Origin of the sequence: Pseudomonas sp. LS1212, assembly GCF_024741815.1 — a bacterium.
In the GTDB taxonomy this organism is placed as follows: domain Bacteria; phylum Pseudomonadota; class Gammaproteobacteria; order Pseudomonadales; family Pseudomonadaceae; genus Aquipseudomonas.
The window spans coordinates 2,288,050-2,307,758 of record NZ_CP102951.1; the positions used below are offsets into that span (position 1 = coordinate 2,288,050).

The 19,709-nt window shown below is 59.0% G+C and carries 19 protein-coding genes and 1 tRNA gene; 14 read left to right on the forward strand and 6 right to left on the reverse strand.

Going from position 1 to position 19,709, the window contains the following annotated elements; genetic code table 11:
• Positions 1-7: 7 nt before the first annotated feature.
• The 9 genes from tagH to NVV94_RS10765 all read left to right on the forward strand — a co-directional run bounded on the left by tagH (position 8) and on the right by NVV94_RS10765 (position 11,201).
• Positions 8-1,201: a type VI secretion system-associated FHA domain protein TagH gene (tagH, locus tag NVV94_RS10725; protein ID WP_258447131.1), complete on the forward strand. Its 1,194-nt coding sequence runs from the start codon at positions 8-10 to the stop codon at positions 1,199-1,201.
• 5 nt (positions 1,202-1,206) lie between these two features.
• Entirely contained in the window at positions 1,207-1,707 is a 501-nt protein-coding gene (tssJ, locus tag NVV94_RS10730) for a type VI secretion system lipoprotein TssJ (RefSeq protein WP_258447132.1), read from the forward strand.
• Between the two features lie 2 nt (positions 1,708-1,709).
• Complete coding sequence (tssK, locus tag NVV94_RS10735) at positions 1,710-3,041, forward strand: type VI secretion system baseplate subunit TssK (protein ID WP_258447133.1); 1,332 nt, start codon at positions 1,710-1,712, stop codon at positions 3,039-3,041.
• A 5-nt stretch (positions 3,042-3,046) separates the two neighbouring features.
• Positions 3,047-3,916 carry a type IVB secretion system protein IcmH/DotU gene (gene icmH, locus NVV94_RS10740; RefSeq protein WP_258447134.1) on the forward strand — a complete coding sequence of 290 codons (870 nt, stop codon included), beginning with the start codon at positions 3,047-3,049 and terminating at the stop codon, positions 3,914-3,916.
• A 14-nt stretch (positions 3,917-3,930) separates the two neighbouring features.
• A complete protein-coding gene (gene tssM, locus NVV94_RS10745) occupies positions 3,931-7,458 on the forward strand; it encodes a type VI secretion system membrane subunit TssM (RefSeq protein WP_258447135.1) in 3,528 nt (1,175 codons plus the stop codon).
• The gene (locus tag NVV94_RS10750) at positions 7,458-8,186 is read left to right on the forward strand and encodes a PP2C family serine/threonine-protein phosphatase (RefSeq protein ID WP_258447136.1); all 729 of its coding nucleotides are present in this window, start codon (positions 7,458-7,460) and stop codon (positions 8,184-8,186) included. Before tssM ends, NVV94_RS10750 begins: the two co-directional genes overlap by 1 nt.
• A complete protein-coding gene (locus tag NVV94_RS10755; RefSeq protein ID WP_258447137.1) occupies positions 8,183-9,256 on the forward strand; it encodes a serine/threonine-protein kinase in 1,074 nt (357 codons plus the stop codon). Before NVV94_RS10750 ends, NVV94_RS10755 begins: the two co-directional genes overlap by 4 nt.
• A gap of 396 nt (positions 9,257-9,652) precedes the next feature.
• Positions 9,653-10,872 (forward strand): IS3 family transposase gene (locus NVV94_RS10760; protein WP_408733463.1). Its coding sequence is split into 2 segments (ribosomal slippage): positions 9,653-9,992 and positions 9,992-10,872, totalling 1,221 coding nucleotides; the frame shifts between segments, so codons are not numbered across the junction.
• 242 nt (positions 10,873-11,114) lie between these two features.
• Positions 11,115-11,201 (forward strand) — tRNA-Leu (locus NVV94_RS10765).
• Between the two features lie 329 nt (positions 11,202-11,530).
• Here the strand turns inward: NVV94_RS10765 and NVV94_RS10770 are convergent.
• A protein-coding gene (locus NVV94_RS10770; protein ID WP_258443255.1) for an IS3 family transposase occupies positions 11,531-12,693 on the reverse strand; the annotation gives its coding sequence in 2 pieces (ribosomal slippage) (positions 11,531-12,438 and positions 12,438-12,693; 1,164 coding nt in all).
• A gap of 129 nt (positions 12,694-12,822) precedes the next feature.
• On the opposite strand from NVV94_RS10770, the gene tnpA reads away from it, so the two are divergent.
• The 4 genes from tnpA to NVV94_RS10790 all read left to right on the forward strand — a co-directional run bounded on the left by tnpA (position 12,823) and on the right by NVV94_RS10790 (position 15,733).
• Complete coding sequence (gene tnpA / locus NVV94_RS10775) at positions 12,823-13,155, forward strand: IS66-like element accessory protein TnpA (protein WP_258443077.1); 333 nt, start codon at positions 12,823-12,825, stop codon at positions 13,153-13,155.
• Positions 13,152-13,487, forward strand: coding sequence for an IS66 family insertion sequence element accessory protein TnpB (gene tnpB / locus NVV94_RS10780; protein ID WP_258443103.1), 336 nt, complete (start codon positions 13,152-13,154; stop codon positions 13,485-13,487). Before tnpA ends, tnpB begins: the two co-directional genes overlap by 4 nt.
• An 81-nt stretch (positions 13,488-13,568) precedes the next feature.
• Complete coding sequence (gene tnpC / locus NVV94_RS10785; RefSeq protein WP_258443102.1) at positions 13,569-15,104, forward strand: IS66 family transposase; 1,536 nt, start codon at positions 13,569-13,571, stop codon at positions 15,102-15,104.
• Positions 15,105-15,511: 407 nt separating this feature from the next.
• Positions 15,512-15,733, forward strand: a complete 222-nt coding sequence (locus NVV94_RS10790; protein ID WP_258447139.1) for a hypothetical protein — start codon at positions 15,512-15,514, stop codon at positions 15,731-15,733.
• Positions 15,734-15,916: 183 nt separating this feature from the next.
• Here NVV94_RS10790 and NVV94_RS10795 read toward each other — a convergent pair whose 3' ends face one another.
• The 5 genes from NVV94_RS10795 to NVV94_RS10815 all read right to left on the reverse strand — a co-directional run bounded on the left by NVV94_RS10795 (position 15,917) and on the right by NVV94_RS10815 (position 17,499).
• Entirely contained in the window at positions 15,917-16,306 is a 390-nt protein-coding gene (locus NVV94_RS10795; RefSeq protein WP_258447140.1) for a hypothetical protein, read from the reverse strand.
• Between the two features lies 1 nt (position 16,307).
• Positions 16,308-16,487, reverse strand: coding sequence for a hypothetical protein (locus NVV94_RS10800; RefSeq protein WP_258447141.1), 180 nt, complete (start codon positions 16,485-16,487; stop codon positions 16,308-16,310).
• Positions 16,475-16,903, reverse strand: coding sequence for a hypothetical protein (locus NVV94_RS10805; protein ID WP_258447142.1), 429 nt, complete (start codon positions 16,901-16,903; stop codon positions 16,475-16,477). The genes NVV94_RS10800 and NVV94_RS10805 overlap by 13 nt, the downstream gene beginning before the upstream one ends.
• Positions 16,904-16,968: 65 nt before the next feature.
• On the reverse strand, positions 16,969-17,169 hold the full coding sequence (locus tag NVV94_RS10810; protein WP_258447143.1) for a hypothetical protein: 201 nt from the start codon (positions 17,167-17,169) through the stop codon (positions 16,969-16,971).
• 3 nt (positions 17,170-17,172) lie between these two features.
• Positions 17,173-17,499: a hypothetical protein gene (locus tag NVV94_RS10815; protein ID WP_258447144.1), complete on the reverse strand. Its 327-nt coding sequence runs from the start codon at positions 17,497-17,499 to the stop codon at positions 17,173-17,175.
• Positions 17,500-17,991: 492 nt separating this feature from the next.
• On the opposite strand from NVV94_RS10815, the gene NVV94_RS10820 reads away from it, so the two are divergent.
• Positions 17,992-19,572: a sensor domain-containing diguanylate cyclase gene (locus NVV94_RS10820; protein ID WP_258447145.1), complete on the forward strand. Its 1,581-nt coding sequence runs from the start codon at positions 17,992-17,994 to the stop codon at positions 19,570-19,572.
• Positions 19,573-19,709 lie beyond the last annotated feature (137 nt).

A 19,709-nucleotide genomic window follows, 5' to 3' on the forward strand; every position in this document is an offset into this window, starting at 1 on the left:
CATCATCATGGAACTGGTTTTCGAAATGCTGAACACCAAGCAGTTCGTGCCCACGGAGTTGCGCAGCAAAACCTTCAAGCAGGCCGGCGGCGTGATCGGGCGCGGCGAGGATTGCGACTGGATCATTCCGGACCGCAAGCGCCACCTGTCCAATCACCACGCGATCGTCAGCTACCGCGGCGGTACGTTTTTCCTCACCGATACCAGCAGCAACGGTATCCAGGCCAGCGACAGCGGCGCACGCCTGCGCAAGGGCGAGCCGCAGCGTATCGAGCACGGCAGTGTCTATGTGCTGGGGGATTTCGAGATCCGTGCGCGCCTGGTGCGCGATTCGGCGACCTTCGACACCGAGGTCGGTCGTCCGCAAGCCGCTGGCAGCATCATTCCCGATGACGTATTCCTCGACCTCGACCCTCTCAACGCGCTGGACCAGCAGGAGCGGGTGTATTCGGAAATCGACGAACTGACCGCGCTCAACACGCCGCGCCAGGAACCACCGCAGCGCGCGGACTATGCGCGCATCGACATGGAAAGCCTGCTGGTGCCGGGACTGGTGGCGCAGCCCGAGGCGCTGGTCGCCGTCGAGCCGGCCCCGGTGGAGCGTCAGAGCGAAGGCTTCTGGGAGCATTTCAGCGCGGCGCTGGGGGTGGATCTCAAAGGCCTCGATAACGACAGCCGCGAAGCCCTGGCGATCAATGCCGCGCGTCTGCTCAAGCAAAGCATCGGCGGCCTGCAGCAGAACCTGCGTACCCGCAGTGAGCTGAAAAACGAACTGCGCCTGGCCCTGACCGCCGCCCAGGGCGGCAGTAAGAACCCGCTGAAGTTCGCCGTGGACGCCAGCGAAGCGCTGGGCATCCTGCTGCAGGGCAACAAGCCCGCCCAGTTGCCGGCCGAGCAGGCGATCTCCCGCGCCTTCCGCGATCTGCAGGCGCATCAGGTGGCGCTGTTGACGGCCAGCCGCGCGGCCGTGCGCGGCACCCTCGAGCATTTCTCGCCACAGCAGCTAACCCTGCGTTTCGAGCGTGACAACAAGCCGCTGTTGGCCACTTCCGGCAGCCACTGGAGAGCCTACAACCGTTACCACAAGGCACTGAGTCAGGACGATGATTGGAGCGAACGTCTGCTGGCCCGTGACTTCGCCCAGGCCTACGAAGAACAGATCCGGCTGATCTCCACCCTTCACACCGAACACCAAGGATGATGCGCATGTCTCGCTGCTCGACCCTGTTACTCAAGACGCTGGCTGCGCTGACCGCCCTGGCGTTGCTGGCCGGCTGCTCGTCGCTGTCGCCGTACTCGACCATGACCAAGCTGAACATCAAGCTGACCGCCAGCGACCAGCTCAACCCGGACCTCAACGGTCGTCCGTCGCCGATCGTGGTGCGGCTGATCGAGCTCAAGCATCCGGTGGCCTTCGAGAGCGCGGATTTCTTCAGCCTCTACGAGCGCGCCAAGGAGTCCCTGGCGCCGGACATGGTGGCCAGCGAAGAGCTGGAACTGCGCCCGGGTGAAACCGTGGAACTCAAGCTCAGCGTCGAAGAAGGCAGCCGCTACGTCGGCGTGCTGGCGGCCTACCGCGACCTGTCGGAAACCCAGTGGCGCTATGTGGTCCAGCTCACTCCGGTGGAGCTGACCGAAGCCGATCTGACCCTCGACCAGGCCGGTATCTGTACCAGCAATGCAACGCTCGCCAAGGCGGACAAGTAATCATGAACGTGCATAAAGTCATTTGGCAGGAAGGCATGCTGCTGCGCCCGCAGCACTTCCAGCACAACGATCGTTATTACGACTACCAGATGAAAACCCGCACCCAGTTGCTGGGCAGTTATTCCTGGGGTTTTCTGGGGCTGGAGATCGACCTGCAGTTCCTCAACATGGGCAAGCTGGTGATCAGCCAGGCCTCCGGCATCCTGCCCGACGGCAGTCTGTTCGAACTGGGCGGCAACACCGAGCCGCTGGCCCTCGACGTGCCGCCGAACACCGGCAATACCCCGATCTATCTGGCCTTGCCGCTGGTGACCGGTAACCACATCGAGTCGCGCCGTCCGGAGCAGTCCGACGTGCTGGCGCGCTACACCACCTACGAGGCGGAAGTGGCCGACTCCAACGCAGGCGACGAATCCAGCAGCCAGGTCAGCTGTGCGTGGCCGGACTTCCGTCTGCTGCTGGGCGAGCAACAGAGCGACCAGGCCTATGTGAAGCTCAAGCTCTGCGAAGTCCTCGATACCACGCCTGACGGGGTGATCACCCTCGACCCGGACTTCGTGCCGACCTTCATCCACGCCCATGCATCGAGCTACCTGCTGTCGTGCTTGAAAGAAGTGATCAGCATGCTTAGCCACCGGGGCGACACCATTGCCGACCGGATTCGTTCCAACGGCAAGGTCGGCGGTGTCGAAGTCGGCGACTTCATGATGCTGCAACTGATCAATCGCACCGAGCTGCTGCTGCGCCACTACCTGGGCCTGGAGCAGGTGCATCCGGAAGAGCTGTACCGTACGCTGCTGACCATGCTCGGCGATTTGGCGACTTTCGCCAGTGACAGCAAGCGGCCGCGCCTGGACAGCCGCTACCAGCACAGCGACCAGGGCGCGAGCTTCCGCAAGTTGATGGACGCGATCCGCCAGGTGCTGTCGATGGTGCTCGAACAGCACGCCATCGAGCTGGAGCTGCAGGCGCGTCAGTACGGGATCATCGTGTCGCCGTTGCACGACCACAAGCTGCTGGGTTCGGCCTCGTTCGTCCTGGCCGCCAGTGCCAACTGCGACTCCGAAGAACTACGCCATCGCTTGCCGGCGCACCTCAAGGTCGGCCCGGTGGAGCGTATTCGCCAGCTGGTCAACCTGCACCTGCCCGGGATCAAGGTCAAACCGTTGCCGGTGGCGCCACGGCAGATCGCGTTCCACTCCAACAAAACCTATTTCATCCTCGAACTCAGTTCCGAAGACCTGGCGCAACTGGAGCGTTCCGGCGGTTTCGCCTTCCATGTGTCCGGCGAATTCGCCGAGCTTGAACTGAAATTCTGGGCCATCAGGAGCTGACCGACATGATCAAGGACATGGAACACAACCAGGACGACAAAACCGTCCTGCTCGATCGCCAGGGCCATGGCCCGGCGCAGAGTCCGCTGACCGATTTCGCCGCGCCGCCGCGCTTCGAGCAACTGGAAGAACGGATGATCTACGCCGCGCGCTTGCGCCCGGCCGAGGCCTTCAACATCAGCCTGAACGCGTTGGTGGCGGCGGCCTCCGATCTGTTGTCGGAAGTGGTGCGCCTCAAGCACAGCGACACCCGCGAAGACCTGTACGCGCTCAACGAGCGGCTGACCGCGGGCCTGAAACTGTTCGAAGTGCGCGCCCTGCACAACGGCGCCGAAAGCAGCCAGGTCATGGCCGCCCGCTACGTGTTGTGCACCGTGGTCGACGAGGCGGTGGTCACGACCCCCTGGGGCAATGAAAGCGAGTGGTCGCAGATGAGCCTGCTCAGCAGCTTCCACAACGAGACCTTTGGTGGCGAGAAGTTCTTCCAGCTGCTGGGTCGACTGTCGAAGAACCCGGTCAAGCATCTGCCGATGCTAGAGCTGATGTACCTGTGCCTGTCGCTGGGCTTCGAGGGCAAGTACCGGGTCATGGCCCGCGGCATGCTCGAACTCGAAGGCATCCGCGATGCGTTGTACCGGCAGATCCGTCAGCTGCGTGGCGACGTGCCGCGCGAGCTGTCGCCGCACTGGGAGGGCTTGCACGACAAACGACGCAACCTGGTGCGCATCGTGCCGTGGTGGATGGTCGCGCTGTTCACGGTGGTCTGCCTGGTGGTGATGTATTCGGGGTTCGCCTGGGTTCTGGGCGAGCAGCGCGAGACCGTTCTGCAACCTTATCAGAAGCTTGACCCGGCCGTGGTCCAGCCCCAGCAGTAATACAGGGACGTGTGATGAAAAACTTCTTCAAGAAAATCGGCGCCTTCCTGCGCAAGACGTGGGTCTGGACGCTGTTGCTGGTGCTGTTCGTGGCACTGTTGGTGTGGTTCGTCGGGCCGCTGCTGGCGGTCAACGACTACAAGCTCTGGGAAAGCGCGACCTCGCGCCTGCTGACCATCAGCGTGCTGTTCCTGATCTGGGGCCTGACCATGGTCTTCGTCAGCTGGCGCGCCGGGATCCGCAAGAAAGAAATGGAAGACAGCGAAGACGGCCAGGAACGCCTGCATCGTGAAGAGCTGATCGACGAGGAACAGAAAGAGCTGCGCAGCCGCTTCAAGGAAGCCATGCGCACCCTCAAGACCTCGAGCCTATATCGCGGACGCAGCGAGCGCTGGCGCACCGACTTGCCCTGGTACCTGCTGATCGGTCCGCAGAGTAGTGGCAAGACCAGCCTGCTGGATTTCTCTGGTCTAGAATTCCCGATCAACAAGATCGACCGCAAGCTGACCCGCGACACCATCGGCACCCGGCATTACGACTGGTACTTCGCCGACCACGGCGTACTGATCGACACCGCTGGCCGTTACCTGACCCAGCCTGACGCGGAAGTCGACGGCAGCGCCTGGAGCACCTTGCTCAACCTGTTGCGCAAGCGCCGTCGCGGGCGTCCGCTCAACGGCGTTCTGGTGACCATTCCAGTGGAACTGTTGCTGAGCGGCAATGAACAGGATCTCGACACCCTGGCGCGCCAAGTGCGCGCGCGCCTGCAGGACGTTCACCAGAAGCTGCACGTCGATGTGCCGGTGTACCTGGTGCTGAGCAAGGCCGACCAGTTGCTGGGCTTCGACGAGTTCTTCGATCAGATGAGCCGCGAGGAAAGCGATCAGGTGCTCGGCACCAGCTTCTGCAAGGAGCAGAACGGCACCGACGTCGCCGTGCTGCGCCAGGAGTTCGAAGAGCTGCTGCGGCGCCTGAACAGCCAGGTGATCATGCGCATGCACCAGGAGCGCGACACCCAGCGCCGTGGTCGCATCCTCGACCTCCCGCACCAGTTGGGGCAGATCGGTGAGCGCCTGTGCCTGTTCGTCGACATGGCATTCACCGGCAACCGCTACCAGCGGGCCAGCCAGCTGCGCGGTTTCTACCTGACCAGCGCGCCGCACCTGACCGAGAAGCTCGACCACGACACTGCCAGCATCGGCGCCAGCCTGGGCATGGCGGCCGGCATTCTGCCGACCCTGCGCAGCGGGCGTTCGCGTTTCATTCATCACCTGATGAGCCGGGTGATTTTTCCCGAGGCCGGTCTGGCCGGCTTGGACAAACGCGAGCGCAATCGCATCCATTGGGGCCAGCGTGCGCTGTACTTCGGCGCGCTGGTGGCACTGGCGGTGTTCGGCCTGCTCTGGGCCGGCGGTTTTTCCGCCAACTACGAGCGCCTGGAAAACCTGCGTTCCCTGGCGCAGAACTGGGGCCAGCAGCGTACGTCCCTGACCGCGCGCGACGACGCGATGGCGGCGCTCAGAACCCTCGACACCAGCTTCGAAGCCACCAAGGTATTCCCGGCCAAGGGCGATGTGTCTCTGCGCGAACGTCTCGGCCTGTACCAGGGCGAAGAAAGCAACCCGGTGTTGCTCAGCGCCTACGAGCGTGAGTTGCAAGCGCAACTGCTGCCACGGGTGGCGCAGATGCTGGAAGGGCAGATCCGCACCAACATGCGCGACCGCGACCGTCTGCTCAACAGCCTGCGGGCCTACCTGATGCTGAACATGCAGGATCGTCGCGATCCGTCCTGGCTCAAGGACTGGGTGGCCACCGACTGGTCGACGCTCTACGCCGGCAACACCTCGGTGCAGAACGGCCTGAACGCACACTTCGAACGTCTGCTCAAGCTGCCGTTCAGCTACCCGCTCAACGACACACTGGTGGCCCAGTCCCGCCAGGTGCTGCGCAGCGAGTCGCTGGCCAACGTGGTTTATCGCGTGTTGCGCGAACAGGGCCGGAGCCTGCCGGAGTACCGTCTGAGCCAGCACCTAGGGTCGCAGGGCGACCTGTTTTTCGGTACCGACTATGCCATCCCGGGCTTCTACACCCAGCAGGGTTATCAGCAGTACTTCTCGGTCCAGGGCGCAGCATTGGTCACCGATATCCTGCGTGATAACTGGGTGCTGGGTGAAGGCAGCGGTATCAGCGGTATGGACCTGCGCCGTCTGATGGTGGCGCTCGAGCAGTTGTACTTCCGCGACTACGCCAACTACTGGAGTGAGGCGGTCGGCCAGGTTGGCCTGCAACCGTTCAACGATGCCGGCGAAGGCGCCGATCAGGTCGCCGGCCTGACCTCGGCCAACTCGCCGGTGCTGCAACTGCTGGTGGAGGTGCGTGATAACACCCGCTTCCAGGCCATCGCCGAAAGCGCTGAAGACGTGACCGCCGCGGCGGACAAGGCAGCCGAGAAGGGCGGGGCGCTGGGCAAGGTCGCGGCGGTTGCCGCGGGCAAGGCTCAGGAAGCCCTGGCCAAGAACCTGCCGGATAACGCGAAGAAGTCGCTGCAGCGTCGCTTCGAGCCGCTGCACCGTCTGCTGGATGACAACAACGGCCCGGCGGCGGACCTGACGCCGGCGCTGCAGGCGCTGAACGACCTGCAACTGCAACTGGCCGGCCTGGCCCGTGCCAGCGCGCCCGAGCAGGCGGCGTTCGAGATGGCCAAGACCCGCATGAGCGGCCAGCGCGATGCGCTGAGCAACCTGCGCAACGCCTCGGTGCGCCTGCCGCGTCCGGTGAGTGTGTGGTTCAACGTGCTGGCGGAAGACACCTGGCGCCTGGTGCTCAACGACTCCTACCAGTACCTGAACCAGCGTTATCAGAGCGAGCTGTACAGCTTCTACGGCAAGGCCATCAGCAAGCGTTATCCGTTCAGCGCCCACAGCACCAGCGATGTTGCCATCAGCGACTTCCGCGAGTTCTTCAAGGCCCAGGGCATCGCCGATCGCTTCTTTGAAACCTACATGCGGCCTTTCGTCAGCGGTGATCCGGGCAACTACCGCCTGCGCAGCATCGATGGCCACAACCTGCCGATGTCCAAGGCCTACCTCGACCAGATGGCCGCGGCCCAGGTGATCCGCCAGAGCTTCTTCTCGGAGAACTCGGCGGAGCCGCAGGTGCAGTTCAAGCTGGAGCCGTACACCCTGGACCCGGCGGTCAGCCGTTCCGAGTTCCGTTTCGGCGACAAGACCATGGAATACCGTCACGGCCCGATCGTGCCGGTATCTTTCAAGTGGCCGACCGATGCCGAAGACGGCCGGACCAGCCTGGTGCTGGACAAGATGGCCGGACGCCCGATCGGAATCGAAAAGAGCACCGGCCCCTGGTCGCTGTTTCGTCTGTTTGACCTGATGCAGACCGAGTACCTGACTGGCCGTGACGTGCTGGTGCTCAAGGCTGAGGTGGGTGGCCTGCGCGCCAACTATCTGCTGATGAGCCAGCGCACGCCGAACCCGTTCGACATGGGCGTGCTGCGCACCTTCCGCATGCCGGTGCAGCTCTGATGGTGGTTGCCACTACCTGGCGCAGCGCTGCGCGCACCGACCCGGGCAAGGTTCGGGCGCGCAACGAAGATGCTTTCCTCGACTGTCCGGAGCAGGGGCTCTGGGTGGTCGCGGACGGCATGGGCGGGCATCAGGGTGGCGACATCGCCAGCCAGTTGATCGTTGCCAGCATGGCCGAGTTGCCGGTGCAGGACAGTTTCGACGAGCGGCTCAAGGGCCTGCGCCAGTGCCTGCACTGGCTCAACCGGCGCCTGGGCCAGGAGTTGACCGTCACCGCCGAGCGACACGACAGCATCATGGGCAGCACCGTGGTCGCGCTGTTGCTGGAAGGCAACCGCGCGGCGTGCATCTGGGCCGGTGACAGCCGCTGTTACCTGTGGCGCGGGCAGCGTTTGTACCAGCTGTCCAAGGACCATTCGCTGCAGCAGCAATTGATCGACGAGCAACAGATGAGCGTCGAACAGGCGCGGGCGCATCCGGCGGCCAATGCCCTGACCCGGGCAGTGGGAGCCAGCGAGCAACTGACCCTGGATGTCCTGGAACTGCAGGTCTACCCCGGCGATGCCTTCCTACTGTGCAGTGATGGCCTGTACCAGGGGCTGACCAGCGATGCGCTGGGCAACGCCTTGAGCTTGGCTTCACCGCAGGTGGCGCTGGAACGTCTGTTCGACGGCGCCATGCGGGGCTCGGCACGGGACAACCTGACAGCCGTGGTGATCCGCCAATGAGTCATTTCAAATCCGGTCTGGATGACATCCTGATGAGCGAGGAAGAGGCCAGCAACCTGACCTATTTCGCCTTCGCCAAAGCCAATGAGGCACCGCGTCCCGTGGCGCCCAAGGCCAGAGGCAAGGGGCGCAACCGCTCCAAGGGCCGTTCCAAGGCCAAGCCCACGGCACCTGTGGGCGAGCTGCCGGATGTGTTGGCCGGACGTTACCGCCTCGAGCGCCTGCTCGGGGCCGGAGGCATGGGCGCGGTCTACCGCGCGCGGGATCTGCTGCATGAGCAGTTCGGCGATCCCGACCCTTACATAGCGCTCAAAGTCATGACCGAAGAATTCTCCGAGTCGCCGGATGCCAGCGCCTTGCTCTACAGTGAGTTCGCCCTGGCTCGACGCCTGCGTCACCCGAACGTCGTACGCTTGCACAGCTTCGAGGTGGACACCCAGTGCCAGCGCGCCTTCATCACCATGGAGCTGATGCGCGGCCTGACCCTGGACAAATTGCTCTGCGAGCGGCCCACCGGCCTGCCGTGGCAAGAGCTGCGCGATGTGGTGTTACCGCTGCTCGATGCCCTGGCGTACTGCCACGCTCGCGGTGTGCTGCACGGCGACCTGAAGCCGAGCAACGTGATGCTGTGCGAAGACGGTGTGCGACTATTCGACTTCGGTCTCAGCCAAACCGAGGAAGGCATCCTGACCGGCTTGCCACAGCTGAGCCGCAGCCGCTTCAACGCCTGGACACCAAGTTATGCCGCTCCAGAATTACTGGAGGGAGGAGTACTGTCTGTCAATAGCGACCTATACGCCGTGGCTTGCGTAATCTATGAGCTGGCCTGCGGTAAACACCCGTTCCACCGTTTACCTTCAACTCAGGCCCGTAAAGAGCGTCTTGATCATGAACTGCAAGCGCCTCGGAACTTTCCGAAACACTGTTGGCCTGTTCTGCAGATGGCACTGACTTTTGATCCGTCGGCACGATTCACCACGTTCTCCCATCTACAGGATGTCTTTAGAGAGCCCGCGTCGTGGCTGAAGAGCTGGCTGAATCGGCGCACTGGGTATGGATGCCACCGTTGAATCAATCTGTGGCGAAAGATAAATGTAGTGACCCAGGGATCGAAAGGATCTGATACCTCGTGTCGAGTATTTGCATCAAGAGATCGCAGATTGCCATGAAGACCTTGATCTATCAGGAAGATAAAGCTGAATTTTGACTAAATCATCGCCCCCTTAGACAACGGATCATTTCATCTTGCCCCACATGCGTTAATTTCGTCGTTAGGCACGCCGTTCTAGTGGGTACATGCCATGGACGAAACGACCCAGTCGTGACTTGCAAAATATCCTTCCTATGGACATTAGTACTCAGCCTTGAAAGCGAGAAACATCGGGTCATTGAGGCGTGAACGAGCCCCATGAAAGACAGGACACCGTTTCCCCCTTACGATAAGGGATAGGCAAACGGTTATGTTTATGACTAACAGCAACGATAAGAGTGGGGAGCTTTTGGGCCAGGAGCGGCGGCGCCGCTGGAGCCCAGAGCAAAAACTGGCCATGGTTCGCGAGAGTCTTGAGTCAGGGCAAAGCGTTTCGGTGGTGGCTCGGCGTAACGGCATCAACGCCAACCAGCTGTTCCTGTGGCGCAAGCTGTACCAGGACGGCAGCTTGTCTGCGGTCAGTGCTGGCGAAGCCGTGGTGCCGGCCTCGGAGCTGAGCGATGCGCTCAAGCAGATCCGTGAACTGCAACGGATGCTGGGCAAGAAAACGATGGAAGCAGAAATCCTCAAAGAGGCCGTGGAGATCGCCCGGTCGCGAAAATGGATTGCGCACTCACCCTTGTTGCCGGGGGACAACCAGTGAAGCTGGTCAGCGAATGTCTCGGTGTGGCGCGCTCGCAATTAACGGTTCGAATCAAGCAATCAGCCTTGCCCAAGGTACGGCGAAACAGGCCCGTGGACGACGCTGAACTGGTGGTTGAAATCCAGCACCAGGTCAGCGAGCTGCCCAGCTATGGCTACCGTCGTGTCTGGGGATTACTGCGTCGCGCACGTGAAACCCAGTTGCTGCCCGCGATCAACGTGAAGCGGGTTTACCGGGTCATGCGTGATCACAATCTGCTGCTTGAGCGTCGACTCAAACAGCCCGGCGTGCCACGTCGACACGAAGGCCGTATTGCGGTGAAAACCAGTGATACGCGTTGGTGCTCGGACGGCTTTGAGTTCCGCTGCGAGGACGGCGCCAAACTGAGCGTGACCTTCGCCCTGGACTGCTGTGATCGCGAAGCCATCGGCTGGGTCGCCAGTCCAGCGGGATACAGCGGTGATGATATCCGTGACTTGATGCTGGAGAGCGTGGAAAAGCGCTTTGGCGACCAACTGCCCGCCACGCCGGTGCAATGGCTAAGCGATAACGGTTCGGCCTATACCGCCGAACAGACGCGCCTGTTTGCTCGGCAGATCGGTTTGCAACCGGTGACCACGCCAGTACGCAGCCCGCAGAGCAACGGCATGGCTGAGAGCTTCGTGAAGACGATCAAGCGTGATTACGTGGCGCACATGCCCAAGCCGGATCGAGAAACGGCGCTGCGTAACCTGGCCATTGCCTTCGAGCATTACAACGAGGAGCATCCGCACAGCGCCCTGAAATATCGCTCGCCGAGGGAGTTCAGGCGCTTGGCCGCCGCATCAATTTAACGGGGAGTTGGTGTCCGGTTTTTTAGGGGCAAGTCCAGGCACCAACGTGACCCTGATGGCCAAGCCTTTGGTGTCGGTATCGTAGACCAGGATATCGGCCTTGCCCTCCAGACACGTCAAATTGTCCAACAGTGCCTTTGTGAAGTTGATTTTTAGGGCCATTACTGCTGGGTTCCGTACCTAAGTGATTGATTCTGGTTTTGTTTTGGGGTTAAATCAGCGCCTGCTTTCGCTTTTCCCATGCCCCGATGGTGAAATTGGTAGACACACCGGACTTAAAATCCGTCGTCCGAAAGGATGTGCCGGTTCGACTCCGGCTCGGGGCACCATACGAAACAACGACTTAGGCTCACCTTGCGGTGGGCCTTTTTCGTTTATGGGGGTTTTCGTGTCTGTTGGGTGTCTGTTAGACACAAGGGGCTTGCAGGCCCTTGTCGTTTCGGGTCGGGGTTACGCTGCCGCTGACCATCACTTGCATCCGACTTGACCAATACACGCACAGGGAGCGCAACCTGGACAAAAACATTATCTACCATACACTCGGCAGATAAAGGCACAGCTTTTGTTTGCCGACTAGCCCAGGTTAGGCCTATGAACCCTCGCTACCACGAAATACACAAGGTCGAGATAAAAAGACGGCTATATCGCTCTGTAGTGGTCAACTAATCCCGGACACGACGTTAAGTTTTTCTTCGGCCTGAGCTGGCGCCAGCCCACCGTTGAATTGATGGGGGCGAATCCAGTTGTACCGATGCATCAAGAAATGGCTGATATCGCGCTGGGCTTCTTGAGCAGTTCGGTAGCCCATGGTCGGTATCCATTCAGTTTTCACGCTGCGAAACACACGCTCCATCGGCGCATTGTCCCAGCAATTACCCCGGCGGCTCATGCTCTGGCGCATGCGATAACGCCACAGCCGCTGGCGAAATAAACGACTCCCATACTGCGACCCTTGATCCGAGTGAAACAGCAGGCCCTGAGGTCTTCCTCGTTGCTCATAGGCCATATCCAGTGCCTTGATAACCAGCTCGGCGTCCGGCTTTTCCGACAATGCCCAACCCACTATCCGGCGCGCGCAAAGATCTAGCACAACAGCCAGATAATGCCATTTCCCTTGGGCCCAAATGTAGGTGATGTCGCCGCACCACACTTGGTTGGGGGCCGAGACATCGAACTCCCGATTCAAGATGTTCGGGATATCCAACCGTTCGACCGTCGCTCGTTTATAGGCATGAGAACCTGGCTGTTTGCTCACGAGGTCAAGCTCACGCATCAAGCTGCGTACCTTAAATCGCCCCAGTTGCTCGCCGTCTTCACGCATGATCGACAAGATGCTGCGGCTGCCCGCAGCACTACGACTTTCTGTGAACAGTTCATTGACCCGACTGCGCAGCCGAAGCCGCTCAATATCAGGAGTCCGGCGCCTGAGACGCTGGGCGTAGTAACACGAGCGGGTGACTTCAAACACTTTGCACAGCCAATCAATCGGCTCGTGGACGCTAAGCTGATTGATCAGCGCGTACGCTCGTGATCTTCCGACATCAAGAGCGCGGTAGCCTTTTTTAGTATCGATTTTTCCCGTTCAAGGCGGGCGATCCGGACTTCCAGTTCCTGGATTTTCTGCTGCTCCGGGGTCAGCGCTTTGCTTAGCGGGGTGACACCTTGGCGCTCCTTCTGAACCTGCTCAACCCAGCGGCGTAGTGCCGACTCGCCGACGCCGAGTGAACGACTGGCTTCGATGTAGCTGTAGTTTTGCTTGAGCACGAGGTCGGCAGCCTCGCGTTTGAATTCAGCGGAAAAGGAACGGCGTTGTTTGGTCATTTGACACCTCGATCTGGCGAGCATTCGTATCCGTCCGGCCAAGTCATCTACCCAGCCCTGCAAAGCCAAGACATGGTGTGCACTTAAATTTAAGTGGGCACCAGTTCGAGCCTTTCAAGCGGGTATTTCATGCAACCACAACGCCGTTCCTACTCCAAATCCTTCAAAGTCCAAGTCATTCAAGAGTGCGCCCAGCCCGGCGCCTCGATTGCCAGCGTCGCGCTGAGCCATAGACTCAACGCGAACCTCGTCCACAAGTGGATTCGAGGGCAAAAGCAAAAAAACACGGAGCTGCAACCTGCTTTTATTCCGTTCCCCATGCAGCTAGCCGGAGCAAATTCGCAAACTGCATCATCGAATATCTGCGTTGAAATCCAGCACCCGCGTGGCACTGTCAAAGTGAACTGGCCGACCGAAAGCGCGGCTGCCTGCGCCACCTTTCTGCGAGATCTGTTGCGATGATCCGCATCGACTCCATCTGGCTGGCGACGGAGCCCATGGACATGCGCGCCGGCACCGAAACCGCGCTGGCGCGGGTGGTCGCCGTGTTCGGTGCGGCGCAGCCGCACTGTGCTTATCTGTTTGCCAATCGTCGCGCCACGCGCATCAAGGTGTTGGTACACGATGGCCTAGGTATCTGGCTGGCGGCCCGCCGCCTGCACCAGGGCAAATTTTTCTGGCCGGGTTCTCGACACGGCGCTCACGTGGAATTGGGCGCTGAGCAGTTGCACGCTCTGGTGCTGGGTTTGCCCTGGCAACGAGTCGGGCCGGGCGACGCTATTTCCATCGTGTGACGCCTGCCATGGCCAGCCTGGCCGCGCAATTGTCCGATGAGTCTATCGCCGGTATTGGCCTGCTCTGGCAAAATCGGCGGCATGACTTCGCTTTCCAATCTCGACCAACTAAACCCTGACCAACTGCGCGCGCTGGCCGCGCAGTTGATGCAGCGCGTCGAGACGATGGACAAGCAAATCCATCGTCACCAAACGGTTATCGAGAAACTGACCCACGAGATCGCGCAGCTCAAACGCTTCAAATTTGCCAAGCGCAGCGAGCAATTAAGCCCGGATCAAGCCAGCCTGCTCGATGACCTGATCGACACTGACATCGCAGCCATCGAAGCCGAGCTTGCAGCTCTGCAACCGGCTCCCGTGCCGACCGAGGCTCGTCAAAAGCCCAAGCGTACGGCTTTGCCGCCGCAGTTTCCGCGCACCCTGATCCATCACGAACCGGACAACACGCAGTGCACCTGCGGCTGCGCCCTCAAGCGCATCGGCGAGGATGTCAGCGAGAAACTCGACTACACGCCGGGCGTGTTCACCGTCGAACGCCATATCCGTGGCAAGTGGGTCTGCGATCAGTGCGAAACCCTGATCCAGGCCCCGGTTCCGGCGCAGGTGATCGACAAGGGCATCCCGACAGCAGGCCTGCTGGCCCAGGTGATGATCGCCAAGTACGGTGATCATTTGCCGCTGTATCGTCAAGAAAAGATCTTTGCCCGGGCTGGCCTGGCCATCCCGCGCTCAACCCTGGCGCAGTGGGTCGGCACCTGCGGTGTGCAGTTGCAACCGCTGGTTGATGCGTTGCGCGAGGTGGTGCTTGGACACAACGTGGTGCACGCTGACGAAACGCCGGTACAGATGCTCACGCCGGGCGCGAAGAAAACTCACCGCGCCTATGTCTGGGCCTACGCTACCAGCTCGTTTGCCGACGTAAAGGCGGTTGTTTACGACTTCAGCCCCAGCCGCTCGGGTGAACATGCCCGCGCTTTCCTGCAAGACTGGAAGGGCCAACTGGTTTGCGACGATTTTGGTGGCTACAAGGCCAGCTTTGCACTCGGCGTCACCGAGATCGGCTGTATGGCTCATGCCCGGCGCAAGTTCTTCGAGCTGCACGTCACGAACAAAAGCCAGCTTGCCGAACAGGCCTTGCGCTACATCCAGGTGCTATACGAAATAGAGCATGAAGTCCGCGACCTCGCACCTGACGCTCGACGACGGATACGCCAGGAAAAAGCCGCGCCAGCGATGGATGCGTTGCATGCCTGGATGACCGCCCAGCGCCAGCTTGTGCACGATGGGGTGGCTATCGCCAAGGCTCTGGATTACAGCCTCAAGCGCTGGGCGGCGTTGTCACGCTATCTCGATGACGGCGCGGTACCCATAGATAACAACCACGCCGAGCAGCAGATAAGGCCGTGGGCGCTGGGTCGCAAGAACTGGCTCTTTGCCGGGTCGTTGCGCAGCGGCAAACGTGCGGCGGCACTGATGAGCCTGATCCAGTCGGCCAAGCTCAACGGGCATGATCCGTACGAATACTTGAAGAACGTACTGGCGCGGCTGCCGACGCAGCGGGCGAGCCAGATCGCCGAGCTGTTGCCACATAATTGGATGCCGTTACGCAACCTGTAATGCCCATTCGCTTACATACATCTGATCAATTAATTTTCGTAGCGCTTCTTTCTCTGGCTATATTTCTATTTGACTCCAACACAGTGGTATGGCTTTTTTTCTTTCTTTGCGCAGGTGCATACGGGAATTGGCGTCTAAGGCAGAATCTGCGAATTCATTTAAAGCGCTACTACTTTCGCGAAGCGCGCGAGTACATTCGAGAGATAGAATGTTACAGCCCTCGCCCTAAACGCCCGACCAAGCTGAAAGCGCCACAATAGGAAAAAGGCGCTTTGGGTCGTGTGCGCCGGTCACACCGATCCTGATTCCCCATGGCTCAACAGTCTGTGCGCATGCGCTACACTCAACAAGCGCCGATTTGATCCTGATTGCAGGGCGCTAATACTGCTAAGTGCGGAACCGTCACCATGCACCTCTATGTCGAGATCGACCTGTCAGGCTACATCCATCCGGCAATCGACCTCCACACCGGCCAAATCGTCGAACTACCAAAATCGTTTCAGTCAAGGGCACTGGCGGTTGCTGAATGGGTTCAGTTAGAACTGGACTTCAAGGGCGATGCTACGCGAAATCTGCCGCAGCAACCCCCTGCGACTCAGCCGGATTTCACCCAAGATCGCGCTTGGTAATCACCACAGGGGGGTGCTGCCTGGTGCCCTGCTCATCGGCACTACCGGGATAAGTGCTGAGGCTACACTCCAGCGTGTTCCGGCATAGCAGCCATGCCGCGTACTGGTCGGCGTAAGAGTACGGACTGGTTTCGTCGAACACGAAGCCAGGATCAGTCACAGGTAAAAAGCCGCCAATCTGCATCACAGCAGTTCATCCTTGCGGGCTTCGAGTTGCTGCTGCGCATGCAGGCCCTTGTTCAGTGCGAACGCAACCCTGCTCGCGATTTCGATATCGGTCATGTGGTTGATGTTGACCTGAGTGTTGAATACCGCGTCAGGATCATCTTTTTGTGGTGCTGGAAATAACCGACTTAACGCTTGTGCGATAAATGCACCGGGCTGATCCTTGGCGAATTTTAGCAGCCAGTTTACCCCGCCCAAGGCTTCGTAAACGCTTAAGATATCGCCGGCCATTTTATTGGTGATTAGCTGGCGCTCATTTTTATCCAAGGATTTAGCGACACGACCACCAGTTTTGACACAACCTTTAGGACGGCCTCTCGGTTTGCCGGTTGGAGTGCGGGCGGTCATGTCAGACCTCATCATCCAGCGCTACAGTGACCGTACAGAAGCCGTCGTGGTCATATTCGAAGTGGGCAGTACCAGGCCGTAGCGGCTGCACCGGTTCTTGCTCTTCCAGCCAAGCGTTGAGGGCTTCGACCAGGATACGGGCCTCGGCCTGCAAGTTCGTAGAAAACGTCAACGTTGCCATTGCTCGATACCTCGGTTCAAAGGCGCTGGTGGTACACCGGGGGTCGGTGGCGCGATATCGCTGGGAATGATTCGAACGATCAAGCCTTCGTGATTTCGCTGCACATTGAATACCGTGTTGCCGACAAACATTTGATTGATGCGGCCAAGCTGATCGCGCCCAAAAGTGAACTCCATGGGCTTCGGCAGTGGTGTCTTTGGAGTCGGCGGGATCTGCTCGTAACTCATGTACGTCGGCTTTGTGTTGAAATCCGGCGGCGGCTGCTTTTCCAGTTCTTCCTTGACACGATCTTCCACCGCCGATTGGATCAGTTGCTCGATAGCTGCACCCAAGCCGGCAACGTCCAGCGTCTCGGGCACCGGCTCTTTTTTCTGGCGATCCAGTTGTCGCGCGATCCGCTCCATGCCGGGAGACATTGGCGGATATTCCTGTTTCGGCGCCAAGCCCAGTTGTCGCTCCAGAATTTTCAGTCGTGGACTAGTCATTTCAGTAACAGCCGTGCTTGCGCGATCAGGTTTTGGGCTTTCAGTTGTTGCCCGCCATGCCAACTGGCCAAGGACAATAAGTCTTCGAGCTTGGCAATCAGTTCGGCAGTGCCCACTACGTGGGCGGCCGCCGCGAGTGCGTCCCTGATTTCCAGCGCTTCCAAGATAAGCTCATGTGGATTACGAATGCTGTCCATTGATTAACCCTCACTTAGACCTAGTTTTAGAGTACGCACAGCGGCCTGCGCAATAGCAGTTCCCGCCGTGGACTTCGACACCAACATCAATTTCTGCACACCGGAAAAGATCGCTGGATCAAACACCAACAGCCGACTGGCGCTGGTGCTAAAAACCAAGTGGTCGCCGGTCGTGGTAAACACAGAGAGGAAGTCGGTGGAATTGTCGATGGCCGCTTTGAATCCCAATCCGCTATCCGTCCACGCGGAACTCATTGCGATAGCCGATAGGGTTAAGCCGGTCAGGTTGACTATGTCACTCTCGCCTGCGGCATTGGTGCTGATATCCACGCTACAGAACGTGCGAGTGCTGGGTCTTGGGTTGACTGGTTGTGTGACTGCCATGATGTTTACCTCTCATTAGCGTCCATCTCTTAGCGTTATCAGTTGGCGATAACGTGCCTGCAAACGCTCATCCTTGTTCCAGCGCTTACGGTCGTATTTCATCACCCAGATTTGTCTACTGCTTCGAAGCGATTGGTTTCTTGAACGCGAGTAGCCATTCCACTGATCTCCATATCGGCTGACGACTTTAAACGATAGAAGTGCGTGACCACTGCGCTACTGAGCGGGCTTTTTTATTCCTTGACCCCCTTGGCGGGAGGATCTGAAATGCCCACGATGCCAGAAAACCAGACACCTGGCTGATCGTGCTCGCGTGGCTGGAGCAGCACGCCCCGACAATCTATGTCAGCGCCTTGTCGTTCGTCGTGGGTGCCTTGCGGAGGCACCCGCCGCTGAGGTCTGTTATAAAATTTCAGGTTGAAGGGCGCGAAGGGCTATATGCTTGTGCATTTTTTATGCTGCCGATGCCGACTCGTGCCAACTGACTCTCCCGTACCGACAGTGACTGAACTGAGCGAATTAAAGCTCAGGGTTCGCCATGCGCTTTTTTTTATCGTTGCCGCATCCTTGTCGTTGGTGGCAGTAGCCATCCTGGGGAGCTGGAACTCAAGGCAATATCAATTGCATGATAAAGAAGTAGCGATGTCGAATCTTGCTCGAACGTTGGCCTCCCAAACTGAGGCTACGATCAAGCAGGCGGATACCGTTCTTTTTGGATTGGTAGAAAGGCTGGAAACGGATGGCATGAACGGTTCCCGGCTCGAGAAAGTGGAGCGACTACTTAAAGTTCAGAACAATGAATTGCCACAATTACACGGTATTTTCATCCTCGACGAAAAAGGTCGCTGGCTGGTAAATTCCCGCGGACTATCACCGCCTCGCGTCAATAACCTCGATCGCAAATACTTTATCTACCACCGTGACCATCCTGACCGTGGGCCTTACATAGGGCATCCGATACGCAGCCGTTCAACGGGGGATTGGATCATGACCGTATCGCGACGGATCAATCATCCCGATGGAAGTTTCGCCGGCGTAGTAGTAGCCACCCTCTACCTCAAGCATTTTCTCCTGCTATACAACAGTATTGATGTAGGCCGTAACGGAGTCATCAACCTGCTGACGGCAGATGCCAAGATTGTGGTGCGCCGCCCTTTCAGTGAAGCCGATATCGACAGCAGCCTCGCTAAAGCCCCATTATTCACTCAACTGTTGCCCAGCGCTCCTTTTGGTACGGCAATCGTCAGATCGCATGTTGACGGTGTAGAGCGCGTTATAGGTTATCGGCGGGTAAATGGCTACCCCTTGGTCATTTTTGTCGCACTCGAGAAGGACGAGGTTCTATCCAGTTGGCGTAATGAATCGCTACTCAGCGCGGCACTCGTGTCTTTGCTATTAGCGATTGTAGGGGGTCTAGGCTATCGCCTTGTTTATCTAATGAAGCACCAGATGTATGTGCATCGTGAGCTGCATAATACGCAAGGCCAACTTATCGAGGCGAATCGAACTCTTGAGTTGATGGCCCTGGAGGATGCGCTGACAGGCCTTGCGAATCGGCGCGGGCTCGATAATTTTATAAAGTCAGAAATGGCCCGAGCAAGGCGCTATCAGCATGTTGTTTCTTTGCTTATGATCGATGTCGATTATTTTAAGCGCTACAATGATCATTACGGTCACCCCAAAGGAGATGAGTGCCTGCGGGTTCTCGGCGCAATAATCCAAAAAAACATCACGCGGCCTAACGATCTAGCCGCTCGCTATGGTGGTGAAGAATTTGCCGTGGTGCTACCAGACACGGACTTGGCAGGTGCGTTTCTTGTGGCTGAAAAAATACGACGCGCCATACTGCAAGCTGAAATTCAGCACTGTGAAAGCCCGGAAGGGGTCATTACTGTAAGCATTGGCGTTAGTGCCTGCATACCTACATCGGAGGATTCGCCCGAAGCTTTGATAGTTGCTTCAGATGCAGCGCTCTACGCAGCGAAGGCCGGCGGCAAAAACAATAGTGTTGTCAGATAGCGGTTCCTTTTTTTATCCGCGTTGCTGTCATTTTTCAAGCGCCAAATATTCGCACTCTTTGGATCGGCCGAGAAGCGATTAGCCTTAGAACAATTCATTCATACGCATCATTACAAACTCAGCCATAAATAACAAAG

Coding starts and splice junctions, on each gene's coding strand:
- tssK (WP_258447133.1), top strand. CDS start 1,710: ATGAACGTGCATAAAGTCATTTGGCAGGAAGGCATGCTGCTGCGCCCG.
- NVV94_RS10810 (WP_258447143.1), bottom strand. CDS start 17,169: ATGGACAGCATTCGTAATCCACATGAGCTTATCTTGGAAGCGCTGGAA.
- NVV94_RS10800 (WP_258447141.1), bottom strand. CDS start 16,487: ATGGCAACGTTGACGTTTTCTACGAACTTGCAGGCCGAGGCCCGTATC.
- NVV94_RS10820 (WP_258447145.1), top strand. CDS start 17,992: ATGCTTGTGCATTTTTTATGCTGCCGATGCCGACTCGTGCCAACTGAC.
- NVV94_RS10755 (WP_258447137.1), top strand. CDS start 8,183: ATGAGTCATTTCAAATCCGGTCTGGATGACATCCTGATGAGCGAGGAA.
- tnpB (WP_258443103.1), top strand. CDS start 13,152: ATGATCCGCATCGACTCCATCTGGCTGGCGACGGAGCCCATGGACATG.
- tnpC (WP_258443102.1), top strand. CDS start 13,569: ATGACTTCGCTTTCCAATCTCGACCAACTAAACCCTGACCAACTGCGC.
- tagH (WP_258447131.1), top strand. CDS start 8: ATGGAACTGGTTTTCGAAATGCTGAACACCAAGCAGTTCGTGCCCACG.
- tssJ (WP_258447132.1), top strand. CDS start 1,207: ATGTCTCGCTGCTCGACCCTGTTACTCAAGACGCTGGCTGCGCTGACC.
- NVV94_RS10795 (WP_258447140.1), bottom strand. CDS start 16,306: ATGACCGCCCGCACTCCAACCGGCAAACCGAGAGGCCGTCCTAAAGGT.
- NVV94_RS10805 (WP_258447142.1), bottom strand. CDS start 16,903: ATGTCTCCCGGCATGGAGCGGATCGCGCGACAACTGGATCGCCAGAAA.
- tssM (WP_258447135.1), top strand. CDS start 3,931: ATGAAAAACTTCTTCAAGAAAATCGGCGCCTTCCTGCGCAAGACGTGG.
- NVV94_RS10750 (WP_258447136.1), top strand. CDS start 7,458: ATGGTGGTTGCCACTACCTGGCGCAGCGCTGCGCGCACCGACCCGGGC.
- NVV94_RS10790 (WP_258447139.1), top strand. CDS start 15,512: ATGCACCTCTATGTCGAGATCGACCTGTCAGGCTACATCCATCCGGCA.
- tnpA (WP_258443077.1), top strand. CDS start 12,823: ATGCAACCACAACGCCGTTCCTACTCCAAATCCTTCAAAGTCCAAGTC.
- icmH (WP_258447134.1), top strand. CDS start 3,047: ATGATCAAGGACATGGAACACAACCAGGACGACAAAACCGTCCTGCTC.